9 protein-coding genes are annotated in these 15,591 nt (G+C 47.1%); 5 read left to right on the top strand and 4 right to left on the bottom strand.

The annotated features are described in order from the left end of the window. Positions 1–276: 276 nt before the first annotated feature. Complete coding sequence (locus VN105_RS08045; RefSeq protein WP_325639663.1) at positions 277–948, bottom strand: 4'-phosphopantetheinyl transferase family protein; 672 nt, start codon at positions 946–948, stop codon at positions 277–279. 172 nt (positions 949–1,120) lie between these two features. On the opposite strand from VN105_RS08045, the gene VN105_RS08040 reads away from it, so the two are divergent. From VN105_RS08040 to VN105_RS08030, 3 genes are read left to right on the top strand one after another with little or no spacing between them, the layout of a single operon-like run. After that, positions 1,121–1,978: an NEW3 domain-containing protein gene (locus VN105_RS08040; RefSeq protein WP_325639661.1), complete on the top strand. Its 858-nt coding sequence runs from the start codon at positions 1,121–1,123 to the stop codon at positions 1,976–1,978. A 3-nt stretch (positions 1,979–1,981) separates the two neighbouring features. Beyond that, positions 1,982–3,001, top strand: a complete 1,020-nt coding sequence (locus tag VN105_RS08035; RefSeq protein ID WP_325639659.1) for an ABC transporter ATP-binding protein — start codon at positions 1,982–1,984, stop codon at positions 2,999–3,001. Continuing rightward, a complete protein-coding gene (locus VN105_RS08030) occupies positions 2,943–3,968 on the top strand; it encodes an ABC transporter permease (RefSeq protein ID WP_325639657.1) in 1,026 nt (341 codons plus the stop codon). The genes VN105_RS08035 and VN105_RS08030 overlap by 59 nt, the downstream gene beginning before the upstream one ends. Here the strand turns inward: VN105_RS08030 and VN105_RS08025 are convergent. From VN105_RS08025 to VN105_RS08015, 3 genes are read right to left on the bottom strand one after another with little or no spacing between them, the layout of a single operon-like run. Beyond that, positions 3,965–4,975: a GntR family transcriptional regulator gene (locus tag VN105_RS08025; RefSeq protein ID WP_325639655.1), complete on the bottom strand. Its 1,011-nt coding sequence runs from the start codon at positions 4,973–4,975 to the stop codon at positions 3,965–3,967. The genes VN105_RS08030 and VN105_RS08025 overlap by 4 nt on opposite strands. A gap of 12 nt (positions 4,976–4,987) precedes the next feature. Then, on the bottom strand, positions 4,988–7,735 hold the full coding sequence (locus VN105_RS08020; protein WP_325639653.1) for an alpha-d-galacturonidase: 2,748 nt from the start codon (positions 7,733–7,735) through the stop codon (positions 4,988–4,990). Between the two features lie 56 nt (positions 7,736–7,791). Then, complete coding sequence (locus tag VN105_RS08015) at positions 7,792–10,416, bottom strand: alpha-L-fucosidase (RefSeq protein ID WP_325639652.1); 2,625 nt, start codon at positions 10,414–10,416, stop codon at positions 7,792–7,794. 448 nt (positions 10,417–10,864) lie between these two features. Between VN105_RS08015 and VN105_RS08010 the strand changes: the two genes are divergently transcribed. Further along, the gene (locus tag VN105_RS08010; protein WP_325639651.1) at positions 10,865–14,098 is read left to right on the top strand and encodes a SusC/RagA family TonB-linked outer membrane protein; all 3,234 of its coding nucleotides are present in this window, start codon (positions 10,865–10,867) and stop codon (positions 14,096–14,098) included. A gap of 50 nt (positions 14,099–14,148) precedes the next feature. Further along, positions 14,149–15,591 (top strand): RagB/SusD family nutrient uptake outer membrane protein (locus VN105_RS08005; RefSeq protein ID WP_325639650.1); only part of this gene is annotated, 1,443 nt, incomplete at its 3' end.

Below are 15,591 nucleotides of genomic sequence, written 5' to 3'. Positions count from 1 at the left end.
AGTAATTGGTCTACATCATTTAAGAAAAACACCTGGTAATGCTTCCCAAGCAATGATGATAAAAGTAACCTTATATCAACATCGCTTTCCGTGATTAGGATTTTCCTGTTCATAGCCATACGATTTTGATGTGCCTAATGGTAAACCAATATCGCACCAGAAATGTTTAGCCTGCTTTTAAATTGTTGGTTATTAATCGTTTAAAAAATATAATTGTTTTTTACGTTTAGGCATTTTTTGAAGAGAATTTGCCACAGTCCGGGTAAAACAGGTTTATTATAATATAACAGCGGCTGCCAGTTCACTGGTACTCACTTCCTGAACAGAAACCGTAATATTCATTTCACTGCATGCCAGGTGGCAGGTATACGCCGGCGTTATGGATATGGGCTGAAGCTGCCAGGTATGCTGATCATAAAAGATAATATCTGTAGTAGTATTAAGCAGATGCAGTTCCTCGTTCAGCCCTGTGCCTGCAGCTTTTAATACAGCCTCCTTTCGTGTCCAGTATTTGTAGAAAACAGCTGGTGGAGCAGGATCGAGGGAAATATCGTTCCATTCTTCCCGGCTGAACTGTTGCCGGAAATCATCCGCCGGCAATAGCTGTGGCTTTTCAATATCAATACCAATACGGCCTTTTTCAGCAACCGCGCAGGCAACAATATTACCGGAATGGGTGATATTGAAGTCGGGAGTTCCTTTGATAAACGGCCGCCGGTAGGTGGTGTACTCAATATCTTTGAGGGTATGTGGCAGCTGTTGCCGCCGCAATGAGTACTGTAATAAATGTTTCCCCAGTAAAGCAGCATGTGCGTCTTCCCATCGCCGGTACCGGTAAATGGCCGTCCGTAGGCCTTCCGGAAGCACTGCCGCCAGCTTACTGAAAATGTGTGCCGGCATTGGCGTATCATAGTTGGCATAATAAACAAACACGTTTGCTGGCAGCATATCTTTGTCTTTGTTAAAATTTTCACATTTCTTTTGCAATTGCATTTAATATTTCTTTTTAAATTGGTCGCTGTCTGAAATACAGACCACCATTTTACCACTGCTGTACTTGGAAGTAAATAGCTATTATTTCATCTGAATATAATTATTATTTATTAATCTTATGTTAGCAATGTTAGCAAGCAACAACCAACATCGCCGGCAGATCCGGTTGCATCTGCCATCTTTTCTTTGCTTTTTTCTTTTAGCTGTTTCATTCACCAAACAAAGCGGGGCGCAGGCCAACAATCACTCGTCACCACCATTCACCGCGAGGCTTATTAACATTGAAGCGGCCACCAATACGCCGTTCACCTACAACACCAGGTTACATAACGGCGCTGCTGTATCCCGTGTATACCAGCTTTCCGCCAATGTGCCCCCGGGGTGGAATGCTTCTTTTAAAGTAGAGGGTGTACAGGTAACATCATTGAATATCGATTCAGAAAAAACACAGGATATCACCCTGGAAATTAATCCTGCTATAGAAACCAAACCCGGGAAATATAATATACCGGTACTTGCGGTAACAGGCGCAGATTCGGCAAAGCTGAACCTGGAAGCAGTGGTGAAAGGCTCGTATGGTGTTGCGCTTACTACGCCAACAGGCCGGCTGAGCGATGAAATAACAGAGGGCAACCGTAAAGAGATCCATCTCCTGGTGAAGAACACGGGGACGATTGCACTTGAGAACCTCGATCTTTCCGGACAGGCTCCCCCGCAATGGGATGCTGCATTTGTACCATCCACTATTACCCGCCTGGAACCGGGGAAAGACGCTGAAGTTACCGCTACGCTGAGTGTACCTGATAAAACCATTGCCGGTGATTATGTCACTAACTTCTCCGTTAAAAATACCAATGCTTCTTCCAGTGCGGCTTTCCGTATGACCGTCACTACATCCGTTCTTACAGGATGGCTTGGCATACTGGTGATAGTGGTTGCGTTAGGTGCGGTGTATTACCTTATCCGTAAATATGGCAGGAGATAGCTTATGGAACAACCAATTATTGAGATGAACGGGCTGACCAAATACTACGGCTCACTGAAGGCCGTGGATAACCTGCACCTGGCTATCGGCAAAGGCGAAATATTCGGGTTACTTGGTCCCAATGGCGCGGGGAAATCAACTACCATATTAATGCTGCTTGGTCTTACAGAACCCTCTGCCGGAGAAGCGCGCATCTGCGGACTGAATGCCGCGCGTAATCCTATCCCGGTAAAACGTAAAGTGGGTTACATGCCGGATAACGTGGGCTTTTACAATGAGTTAACGGCGCTGGAAAATCTTACTTACATCGGGCGGCTGAATGGTATCCCGGAAGCGGAAGTAAAGGACCGTGCCCGGAACATGCTGGCGGAAGTAGGACTGGAAGCTGCTATACATAAAAAGGCGGGCGCCTTTTCCCGTGGTATGAAACAACGGCTTGGGCTGGCAGATGTGCTGCTTAAACAACCGGAAGTGATCATCCTGGATGAACCTACGCTGGGTATTGATCCTACAGGCGTAAGGGATTTCCTGGAACTGATCCGGCAGTTGAGCCAGGCGCAGGGGCTCACCATATTATTATCGTCGCATCACCTGCACCAGGTGCAGCAGGTATGTAATCGTGTAGGCATATTCGTTGGTGGGCGCCTGCTGGCGGAAGGCAATATTGAAACACTGGCAGCCAACCTGTTCAACGCAGCGCCCTATGCTGTGCAGGTAACGCTGAAAGCCGCCATCAGTGAGGCAATCGAGCTGGAAAAAGATATCCTGCAAATGCCGGCTGTAAGCAAGGTAACAGTAGATGGAACAGTAGTGGAAATATCAGGCAGGGAAAATATCACCCCTGATATTGTACGTTTCTTCGTGCAGCATGGATTTGATGTTACCGGCGTACAACAGAAAAGTTATGGCCTTGATGAAATCTATCAACGGTATTTTGAAAATAATTTAAAGGAAAACGTATCTAATGAAAAGTCAAGCGGCCTATTTCAACGGTCTTTTTTCAGCAGGTTCAAAAAGCAGTAACCAGCAGCGATATAAAGCAGCGAGCCCTTTCTTTGCCATGGTACGGAAGGAGGTGGCAGACCAGGTGCATAGCTGGCGCTTCATCATCCTGGCGGGATTGATACTGCTTACTTTCCTGGGATCCATGTATGTGTCTATGGCCAACATTGCCAAGGCAGTGTCAAATATCAACGACCCCGACAGGTTATACCTGTACCTGAAACTGCTCACCACAACAGATGGGTCGTTGCCGCCTTTTCATATCTTCATTGGCTTCCTTGGACCGTTGCTGGGTATCAGTCTTGGTTTTGATGCCATTAATTCAGAGCAATCAAACGGTACGCTGATCCGGCTGATGGCACAACCGGTTTACCGCGATTCGGTGATTAACGCTAAGTTCGTGGCCTCGCTCATTGTTATCAGCACGCTTTTCCTGTCGCTTAACCTATTAATGATAGGCGGCGGATTGATCATTACCGGTGTAAGTATAGAACCGTCTGAGTTTATGCGGATACTATGCTTTGTGATTTTGAGCGTGATCTACGTATCATTCTGGCTGAACCTGTCCATATTGCTTTCAGTGAAATTTCGCCAGCCTGCCACGTCTGCATTAACGGCTATTGCCATCTGGTTATTCTTTACGGTCTTTTACCAGATCATTGTGAATGTTATTATCAAAGCATTCCTGCCTAACCCTGATGTGTTGAGCCAGGATCAGCTGGTAGCATACAACAGGATCATTTTAACCTTCCTGCGGTTTGTACCAAGCCAGTTGTATACAGATGCCACCACTACCTTGCTGATGCCATCTGTGCGCAGCCTGGGGCCTCTCACAATGGAACAAATGGCCGGCGCTATTCCGTCGCCGCTATCGGTGCGGGAAAGCCTGCTGGTGGTATGGCCACAGGTAAGCGGCCTTATTGCGGCTACGGTTGTTTGTTTTGCACTTTCTTATTATCTTTTTATGCGAAGGGAAATAAGAACTTAAAACGATGGCCGCTCTACCAGTTTACAGGGATTCTTGATATGCATCTTTTTTTTGTGAAGCACCATGTTAATGATATCTGCCCCCATCTTCGTAAAGTCGGTGGAAATAGTAGCAATACCATTGGCGGCAATTTCTTTGATAGGAATGTCATTATAGGAAATGATCCCGATATCTTTTCCCAGTTTCAGTGACAGTGCGCTGATCCGCTTTACAAGATGCACGAGGTCGCCGTCATGTACCAGTATATACAATTCGCCGGGCGTCAGCGGTTTATTATCCACATGGGTAATAACCGCTGAGCGGATCCCGGATTCCCTGCAGAACAGTCGGAACCCGCTTTCAATCTGGGTAAGATTATAAAAGCCGGGACCTGTTACAAGCACCAGTTTATTGTATTTGCGACGGATCTTTGTAAGATGCTGCCGCAATACCCCGTAAATATCTTCCCGGAAATACTGGCAAACAGAAGGATACCTGGTGCCCCAGTCGCGATAGCCAAGGTCGAGGATATAGATCTTATGTTGTGGCAATTGCATTAAGGATGATGCAATACCCTTATCCCTGATAGGCATGATAATATAGGCAGTGTACTTACCATTGCTTTGTGCCAGCAGCGTATTAAACAATGCCACATTATTATGATGAAAATAAATGCTCACTGTGCCTTTACCTGCAATCGTATCTTTTATGCTTTCATATATTTCTTCTTTGTAGGCAGTGAGACTGTTAAATAATACGAAGATATTGTGTGTTGATTGCGTATTGGTGCTGGCCACAAAGAAGCCCTTATACCTTACAGCCGATATGATACCTGATTGTGTGAGGCTGCGGAAAGCCTGCATGACGGTTTTAGGGGCAATGCCGGTATTTTCGCAAACCTGGTTTACAGAAGGGAGTTTGTCGCCGATCTTTAACTGGTTGGTTTCAATGGCATTGATAATGAACTGTATGATCTGTTGGTATTTGGGCGCATCGGAAGAATGATCGAGTGAAATAACCGGCTTCATATATGCTTGTATTTATTTTTCAAATAACCAATCCAGCTGTTGTGTACTGTCTGCTTTCTGGTTGGTATTATATCCGTTGATTTCCTGGTTGCCGCCTGTAAAGCCCAGTAGCAGGCATGCGCCTTTACCTGGTATAAACGTATGTTCGCCAGCGTCAAAATAATAGGTATGGACGTTTACCGGCGGCATCGAAGAAAGCGATAAGGCGTGTGTAATCCTGATGGCCGCCTGCCCCTGATCATCTGCACTGGCATCAGTTTCCAGGTCGGGCGCCTGCAGGTAGCTCTTCTCCTTTGTATCAAAATAGCCGACTAACATTTTTACCGGGTGGGTGTTCCTGAAGCGAAGGGTGGTGCCATTTTCCTGTTGCTGCTGCATGGAAAAAGATAATGCCTGTAGATCCGCCAGTGAAGGATGTACAGCCTGTATACGGATATCTTTATCGGTAAATACACGCTGCTGAGCCACTGGCTTATAATACCCCGCAACTGGATCTAATAGGGTAACTGGCGCCGGTTGCAACCGGACCGGTAACGTAGGTGCGTTTACGTTATTGCTATGTAACGAAGTGTTTTTTAGTGAATCGAGATGTTGTGTAAAGTATCCCAGCTCTGCTTCATACCAGGGCAGCAGCTCCACCCATGTTTTGTTATGGCCATTATCGCCGCCAACGGGCACCTTTCTTTGCTGCGTTTGCATACTGTTGGCGTACAGATAGCTGTCTTTAGTGAGAGCCGCCAGCTCCCTGAAATACGCCACGCTTTGTTGCAGGTAGGGAAGGGCTTTCTGCAGGTCCTCATTGTTGCGGGAGTAGCGGTACCGCAGTACGTATAAGGCTGCCTGTACTTTTGCCGCATAGAAGTGGGCCAGCGCCTGGTAACAATAAACGTCATTTTTTACCCGTGCAAATCCGGCGGTATCTTTTGGCACCATAGTTACTGCTTCAATTGCTTTCACAGCGCGTTCGCCATGCTGTGTAACTTCGGCAATGATCTGCACGGGCGTTTCACCGGTATGCGGCAGGTGTTGCCATTCCCGGGCGGCATAAGTGGCGAGCGTTTCACCTTCAGGGCCGTCGGAATCGTATAGATCGGGCCATACGCGCCATCTTTCAGGGTTTACCAGCTGGCTCATCAGCATACCGAGTGTAAGCGTTTGCCGGTTGCCGTTAGTAATGCCAAAACGCCGTAGTAACTTAGGTGCTATCTCACCGGTTTCTTCATAAGCTTTCAGTATATGTGCACCTGCTGACCTGCTACCATACTTTTTATCCAGCAAACTGCTCCAGTAATGGTCTTCTTCTTTCCTGCTGCGGTGGCAGTTCCACGCGTAACGCGCCCATGCCTGGTACCAGATCCAGTCGCGGTCTATCTGCAGCAAACGGGGGTTTGCCTTATCTGCTGTATAGGGCCAGTCCCAGTAAGATGCCTCGGGGTAAAGATGCAGCCCGTTAGCCCCGTGAATATTATGCATGGCCTGCACGCATTTCTGAATGAAGGCGGTGGCCCCATACCGGAATGGCTCCAGGTTAGCCAGGATATGGACATTGTCAATATCTACAGTTAGCTTGCTTAAAGCCCTGTGCATGGCTGCCCACGGGCCACGTGGATGGTAAGTGGTGAGCGCCTCGCCGTTGTATTTGTTTTCAACATACAGGTTGGGATACAATGGGAGAGCGGCTTTCATAATGGCCTGGGGATTGGTATCATGTCCACGCACTACAATAGGCGGGAGCGTGGTTTTTCCCAATGCCTGTAACCCGTCTTTTACGCCGGGAATAATGGTTTGGGTGAACCATTTTTCATCATCTTCGTCGCTCATAGCTTCTCCCAATGTTACCAGTAACCCCACATTGGGGTACTCCGCCACAAATGCGGCAATGGACTTACGGGTATAATCCGCAATCAGCGGCAGTATGCGCCGTTTACGGTCCTGCGTAACCAGTCCGTGTTTTTCTGCAAAAGGTTTGGAGACGATAATATTATAAAACATCTGGATCACCCATATGCCGCGTTTGTCGGCTTCTGCTGTCAGGAAATGGTACATTTCCCTGTTCTTCCGGAAGGTGGCGCTGTCTACTTCCACGGCGTAGGGGTAATCTTTTAACCTCACCAGGGAAGCAAATGGATGGCCATTCCACAAGTATAATGAGTTCATGCGGTTGGCGGCCAGCATATCCAGGTAGCGGATCCATAATGCCTTATCATAGAACCACGGGAAATCCTCCGGTGTGTAAGGATATTCATACACTGTTCTGCCCGGGAGATAGGTTGTTTTCTGTATGCCTATACAGGTGCCGCGCAGTACCATCTCCGGTTGATCCGCTACGTAGAGGCGTTCCGGTAGTGTACCGCTGTCCCGGATGCGTTCCGCCATTTCCAGGCAGCCATATAAAATACCGCTGTTGTCTGCACCGGCTATCAATCCATGGTTGTTAGCGGTGTTAATCACAAATCCTTCTTTTCCCGGCGCACTGGTAACGGGTAGCTTGAATTGCCGTATAGCCGTTTGCGTGAGCCTGTCGCTAATGGCGCCTATAACAATCACCGCTACGTTTTTCTGTGAGGGCAACTGCCTGGCGGTTTGCACATGATACCCCGCTGCTTTGAGGGCACTGTCTAATCGCTCCATACCATATTGTACCCTGGGAGCAGAGTGGGGGCTGGTAACCAGCCATACAGATTTATTGGGAGAAGGTTGGCTGTAGATGAATAACGGCAACATGCCTATGAAAAATAGTGTGCTGAAAAATTGCTTCATGCGGAGTTTGTCTTATTCAGGATTGCGCTGATTTGTTGAAATATTTTAAGCCCTGCTTAGTCCACAGTGCCTATGTTGTTTTCCAGTTCTTCCAGCACCCGCCGGTTTAATTTCACATGTACCATGCCGATGGGATGAAAACGCTTTTCATTATTAATGGCGGCATAAAGGATGGTATAGCGATCGTTTCCTTCCGGTATCAGGCAAAGCGGCGTTCGCATGATATCCCACCATTTCTTCACTTTGGCCTGGATCGGTAAGTAACGGGCGGCTGTCCAGTGCAGGCCGTCTTTGGAAAGCGTATAGCCCATCATGTTAGGAAGGTGCAGTCCGAATCCTTCGGGGCCGCCGTCGAATAATGCAATATACAAACCATTCGGCAGTTTGCTAACCAGCGGATTTTCCACAAACCAGGGATGAATGGAAGTAACAGGATTCACGCTGCTGTCCATCCTGGTCCAGGGCCCTTCCAGTGATGAGGAGCGGGCAAGCCCTATAAACCAGCCCTTTCCTGATTTTGCAGGATAGTCGTCACGTTTGAGATAAGGATATGCGCCTGCATAAAAGGCCAGCCATTCCTGCCCCACAGGATAGGGAAAGAAGGAGGCTACGCCCTGCCGTCCTTCCCATAGCTGGGAATCAAGACCCGGCTCCATAATAATGCCTTTATCGGTGTATGGGCCACCAATGCCGTTTATGCCGGCTTTTACCGATTCCGCACGCCAGATCCTTCCAAAGGAATGATTGGGCTCAATGTTTTTATGTACGGTATAAGCCAGGTAATAGCCATACCAGCGCTGATGTGCTTCACTGTAAATGGGCATGAAGGACCAGAGCGCGGCGCGGCGGTCGTTCATGGGATTGTCGTCTGCAGTTAATGCGTATTGCCCGCTGGCCTGGTAAAGTGCTTTTTGTCGTGTCCAGTGTATAGCGTCGGTACTGGTCCAGTGCCCGATCCGTGTTTTTACCCGGTCGTAGTAAGGCGGCATACCTGCCTCTCCGGCTCTTTCTGTCGGGAACAGGTGATAGGTGCCATTTACTTTCACACAGGCGCCGCCTTCAAATCCACCCTGTATACCGGCGGTGCCGGGCATTCCCTCATTGATCACGGGTGCATCCGGGCCGCCGGTAATTTCAAATAACGGCGTTTCAGTTTTAAAAAAAGGGGAACCTGCCTGTGCATGGTTCCCCTGCGATTGGGACATTGATTGCCCGTTCTCGTTCACGTTATGATTAGAGTTTTTAAGTACTATTTTAAAAACATACGCTATATCAGATGGTATCCTTGTTTTGGTGGGGATAGTGAGTGCCAGTCCCTGTTCATCCAAACGGAACGGGCAGTTATCCAATGATTTTAATCCAAGCAACTGTACAGATTGTATATCCCCGCCTAAACTGTCGCGTTGCAATGCTTTCAAATGAACAGTGCTATTATCGCCTGGCCAGTCCAGGAAAATAGCATACACGCTGTTACCCTTGCGGGTGTAATGTACCCGTTGCCCTTCGGTGGTGGTTTCACCGTATTGCCGGAAGGGGCGTGTGCCATAAATGGATTCCCCGTTAGCCCACATCCATTTACCTACACGGAACATTACTTCCTGCTGGTTTTGGGGGATGCGGCCATCTGAGGTAGGAGAAAGGTTCAGCAGCAGCTGCCCGTTCTTACTCACCACTTCAATGATCTTATGCACTATTTCGCGTGGCGTGCGTATCTCCATACCGTCTGTATATCCCCATGATAAGGCAAAGCCGGTACCAATGGAATAATCGCATAGCCATGGCCGGTCTACAATATGATCAGGCTGACTGTTTTCATGATCCACCATTCCTATGCCTTCAGGTATGTCATTTCCCTTATAGGTCATTGTTACATCCTGCCCCCGTTGCTCCGCATCATTAAAGTAATGAGCGAGGTAGCCTTTAATATATTGCTCTGGGATATTTTCCAGCCAGGAATCAAAGTACATAATGTCCGGGTGGTATTTATCCACTACTTCATTGCACTTTCCCTGCCACATCTTCAGCCAGTCTTCATGCGGCATAGGCGTACCATATAATTTTGCATACTTCGGGTTAGCTGCCGCCCACCCGGGTTTTGGCTTTACATAACCATAATTCAGCTCATGGTGTAACGATACAAAGAATTTCATTCCTCTTTTACGGATAGCTTTTTCCAGTTCGCCTACCACATCGCGGTGTGGTCCCATCTGTTTTGCATTGAACGGTGTAAGCTGGCTGTCCCACATGGAAAAGCCGTCGTGATGCTCGCCTACAGGCCCTGCAAACTTTGCCCCGCTTTTTACAAACAGGTCAGCCCATTCATCCGCGTTAAAATGTTCTCCTTTGAACATCGGGATAAAATCATGGTAGCCGAACCTGGATAATGGTCCATATAAAGCTATATGCCGCTGATAGGTACCCAGTTTGGAGTAACCGGAATCGGCATGCATATGGGAATAATAATGTTCATTATTATATGCCGGTACAGTATATACTCCCCAATGACAGTAAATCCCAAACTTCGCGTCGCGGATCCATTCCGGCACTTCCTTATGTTGCTGAAGTGAGCTCCACTCAGGTTGATAAATAATTTTTTTTTGAGCAGATAATACCTGGTAAAATAGGATGATCAATAACAGCAATAGTCCCTGCCGGTATTTAAACAGCATTACATTCTTCATAACCTGGATTTAATGGAACAGCATCAGGATTGTAAGAAGGAAGACCAGGTTGATAATAAATAATATACAGTGAATACGATGGGTAAACTTTTTTTTATCGCATCAACTTTTACCAAGATAGGATTTTTTATTTACTATGCTATACTATGATATATTTTTTTGCAAAATAGTTTCCCGGCAACGATGCCGGCAACGATTGCGTAAATAAAAACAGCAGATATTCCTTTTTTAAGTAAATAATTTTATAGCTTGATCCCAGGATATACTCCTCATGAATTGAGGGAGTAATTATCAGAGAGGAACAGCGTCTCTGGTTGTAAAAGGAAAGACCGTAAAAATTCCTTTGTTATGAAAAAAAATATTCCATTCGTGTCTGCATTTTTATAATTGTCGGATAGACACTAATCTATTCTGTCAACTCTTATTCTCCATTTAAATCATTAAATCAATGATTCAGCTACTTTTTGGTAAGCCATTTACCACAGGGGCGATCCTATTACTGCTATTCTTTTATATATGTATCAACATTACCGCTGTGTCCGCACAAACAGCAGCACCTATCGTTGTGAGAGGAAAAGTATTGTCGGATAAGGGGGAAGAAATTCCGGGTGTAACGGTACGCGTTAAAGGCATTTTAAAAGGGGCTGTCAGTAACGCCGACGGCAATTATACGATCCAGGTACCCAATGGCAAATCAGTGCTGGTATTTTCTTTTATCAGCCATGCACCGGTGGAAGTACCGGTAAACGACCGGCAGGTAGTGAACGTAACTATGAAGAACGGATCTACGGATCTTTCTGAAACAGTGGTAGTTGGTTACGGCACACAAACAAAAGGACACTTAACAGGCGCTATCAGCACCCTTAAGGCAAAAGAGGTGGAAGACCTGCCAGTGGGCAATCTTGGCGCCGCCCTGCGGGGACGCGTGCTCGGTTTATCTGTGAGCGGTGGTACCGCCAGGCCGGGTTCACAGGCGGCACTCACCATCAGGAATCCTGCCACCTTTACCAAAGACGGTGGCTCCACAGATCCGTTATATGTAATCGACGGTGTGATCCAGGTAACCGGTGATGGTAAAAATGATGCGGAGCAATTTAATAACCTCGATCCATCCGAAGTAGAAAGCATCAGTATCCTGAAAGACGGTTCTGCTGCAATATATGGATCAAGGGCCGCAAATGGCGTAGTACTGGTTACTACCAAACGTGGCCGCGTTGGCGCCCCCAGGATCAGCTACAGCGGCTCCTATGGGATCAACGACGAAAGTTACCGTACCAAAATGATGAGCGCCTACGGCTTCGCGCAATACATTAATATTATGAACGGACCCTATGGGGAAAATAAAGACGCCGCAGATCAGAACGCTTTCTTTTCTCCCGATGAACTGGAACATTTTAAGAACATCAACTACGATTGGCTCGACCCTGTATGGAAAAGTTCTTCCAATATGCGGCACACGCTGAACATCAGCGGAGGTACAGAAAAAGCTACCTTTTTTGCCAGTGCATCCTATTATGCGCAGAACGGGAATTTAAGCAGCCTTGATTATAAGAAATGGACCTTCCGTGCAGGCGGCGATATTAAAGTTGCTTCCGGTTTGAAAGTGGGCCTGCAGGTATCCGGCAACTGGTCCGACCAGGTAAGAACCTTCAACAAAATCGGCAACGAGAATGAAGAGAACGATTACCGCAACCTGCTGCTGACACCACGCTATATCCCGGCTTACGTTGACGGCTACCCGGTGAAAATACCCAGTACGGATAAACTCTCGGGATATCATTTTTATGAAATAGAAAGATTAAAAAATCTCTCTGAAACAAAAGATAAAACACTGGCGGTAAACGCCTATGCGGAATATGATTTTCCCTTCCTGAAAGGATTAAAAGCAAGGGTGAATTATGCCAGGTATTTCACCGGCGCCAATGCATCGCAGGTAGGTACTACCTACAGGCTTTACGACTTTAACAGAACTGGTACAAACGCACATATCTTTGATGATGGCGCTACCGTGAAGCTACCCGGCGCTACTTACGAAAACGGCAACCGGCTGTATTATTCCAATTCAAATGCGGAAACGGAACAGGTGAACTTCACGCTGAACTATGCTCACGCATTCGGCAAGCATAACATCAGCGGCCTTGTTTCAGTGGAAAAAGGAGAAGCCTCTTCCCAGCAGCAGGATGTATGGAAAGAAAAACCTATTGCAGGTACAAACGGGCAGTTTGGCAGCGCTTTTGGCGCTATTGACGGCAGAACAAGCGGCGCGGAATCCGGTACGCTGGGATATATAGGCCGTGTTAATTACAGCTATGCCGATAAATACCTGGCAGAATTTCTGTTCCGTACAGACGCTTCCACACATTTTGCACCGGAGCATTACTGGGGCACATTTTACTCTATATCTGCAGGATGGGTTATTTCCAATGAATCCTTCTTTCAATCTTCTACAGTTAATTATCTCAAGCTCAGGTACTCTGCAGGCTTATTGGGTAAGGATGATACAAAAGCCTGGCAATGGCGGCAACGGTACAGCTTCCAGGGTGGGAAGGGAGCCGTATTTGGCGGAAATTCAGATGTAACAACCGGTATGAAGATGGAAGCCTCTCCCAACAGGAATGCCACCTGGAGTAACGAGTATAAGAATAACCTGGGGGTAGATGCGCGTTTCCTTCAAAGTCGCCTGGCCCTTACCCTGGAAGGATTCTATAACAAAGGAACGGACCTGTTGATGGAAAGAACTGCCACTGCCCCCATCACAGTGGGAGGAAGCGTAGCCGCAGAAAACTGGGGAAAGATGGATTTCTTCGGTTATGAAATAGGCATCGGGTGGAACGACAGGATCAACAAAGATTTCAGCTATGGTATTGACGCTCGTTTTTCCTGGTATGATAACAAATGGAAACAGGGAAACTTTGCTGCCACAGATGCTTATTATCCCTGGAACAAACAACAGGGCAAATCTGATGATAATGGCATGTGGGGATATGATTACCAGGGCATGTTCAAAAACCAGGGGGATATTGATGCCTATGTAAAACAATATAATATCACCTCAGTATTTGGTACAGAAGCCAAAGATCTGAAGCCGGGTATGTTGTATTACAGGGATGTAAGAGGTGCGCTGAAAACTGATGGCACCTTTGCCGGACCAGATGGCATCATCGATGAAAACGACCAGGTACAGCTGGCTAAAAAAGCCAATAATCATTATGGAATTGGATTCACTTTAAAAGCAAACTACAAGGGCATCGGCCTCGATTGTGTGATTGGTGGGTCTTTTGGCGGATGGGCGGAAATTGATGGGGATTCCCGGAAGAAGATGAATAATGCCATTGACCGTAATTTCCAGAGCCGGCCGGTTTATTGGGAAGATATATATGATCCCGAAATAAATCCCGGCGGAAAGTATCCTAATCCTAACTGGGAAGATATCAGTCTTAAACCCACTTCCAGCTTCTGGAGAGTGAGCGCTTTCAGAATGGGCATGAGAAGCGTGAACCTGAACTATAGCCTGCCGTCGCGGGTAATACAGGCATTGCGTATCAGTAACGCCCGCTTCATCCTCACCATGCTGAACCCGGTTAACTTCTTTAATCCATACGATTATAAAGCACCGGACGGCCCATATGATATTTTTCCCAACCTGAGAACTTATTCTTTAGGTGTGAATCTGACACTTTAACTTGTCGGCAGTTTACAAACCGGTCTATAACGTTATGATAAAACAACATCATGAAATATAGTAAAACAATTATAACCACTGTTTTCCTGGTATCCGGGCTTGCTGCCTGTAAAAAGGATTTCCTGGAAGAGAAGCGGGACCTGGGCGGCGTGAATGAGGAAGTATTCCAGGATTCCACGCTGGCGCAGGCTTACGTAGATTATGTATATGGCATGTTCCTTCCTGCAGGCAATGCACAGTCGCTCGCATGGAACCTGGCCACTAACAACAGTCAGTTTACTCAAACAACCGAAGAGTTGCCGGGCGAAACTAACTGGAATAAAGAATGGCCCGCTGTTTCTTACCTGAACGCGCATGCGCTGCCTTATTTCGGTACGCCGCTGGCCACAGGCGTTAACAATAACACCTGGACAAGGATGAAGCAGATCAACCTGTTCCTTGACCAGGTAGATCAATACGGATTGCCTTTATATACGAGGAACAAACTGAAAGGACAGCTGTATTTCTGGCGCGCCTTTCAGTACTTCGATCTCGTCAGGCTTTACGGAGGTGTGCCGCTGGTGCTGCATGCACAGGATCCCATTATCGGTTCGGGAGATAATCTCCAGATCCCGCGCAGCGCTACATCAGCCTGCATTGATCAGATTGCTGCAGACCTGGACTCTGCAATGTTGATGTTGCCAGGGAAATGGCCTGGCAGCGGCGACTGGGGAAGAATTACCAGCGGTGCGGCAGCAGCCCTGAAAGGCCGTATGCTGCTTACCTGGGCAAGTCCGCAGTTTAACCGCAGCAACGATAATGCGCGTTGGAAAAAAGCATACGATGCCAATCTCGCTGCAAAATCGCTGCTGGAAGCCAATGGTTTTGGTTTATTCAAAAACGGTAATCTTTCTGATGGTACTGCCTGGGAAAATATGTTCACTACGGAAGCCAATAACCCGGAAGCCGTGATCGTATTCGGCTTCAACAATGTTATCTCCGACCAGGTGCAGAAGTGGAACGGCTGGGAAAATGCAGCCAGGCCCAAAGAAATATTCGGCGATGGTTCCCTTAGTCCTACCAAACAAATACTGGATGCTTTCCCCATGAAGGATGGTAAAATGCCAGGGCAATCATCTTACACTTATGATGCTAAAAAATTTTATAAGAACAGGGATCCCCGCTTTTACAAAACATTTGCTTACAATGGAAGTCGCTGGCCATACAAAGAGAATCCGAATTACAGGCTATGGACATACCGTTGGTATGCCAATGCCTCAGCCACCACACCGGCTTCTACTACAGAACAGCGAGGCTTTAACAGCAGCGGTATCTATATCCGGAAAGCCACTGCTGCCAGTGGAAGTAATGCGGTAGGTAACTTTAAAACCAGCGGTACTGATTTTATGGAAATGCGCTTCGCGGAAGTGATCCTTAACCTGGCGGAAAGCGCTATTGGAACAGGTAACATTAGCGAAGGACTGGACTATGTTAAATTGATCCGGGAAAGGGCA

The organism is Chitinophaga sp. (genome assembly GCF_035564935.1).
Taxonomy (GTDB): Bacteria; Bacteroidota; Bacteroidia; order Chitinophagales; family Chitinophagaceae; genus Chitinophaga.
Note: the sequence above shows the minus strand (reverse complement) of the source record. Positions and strands in the feature narration are given on the sequence as shown.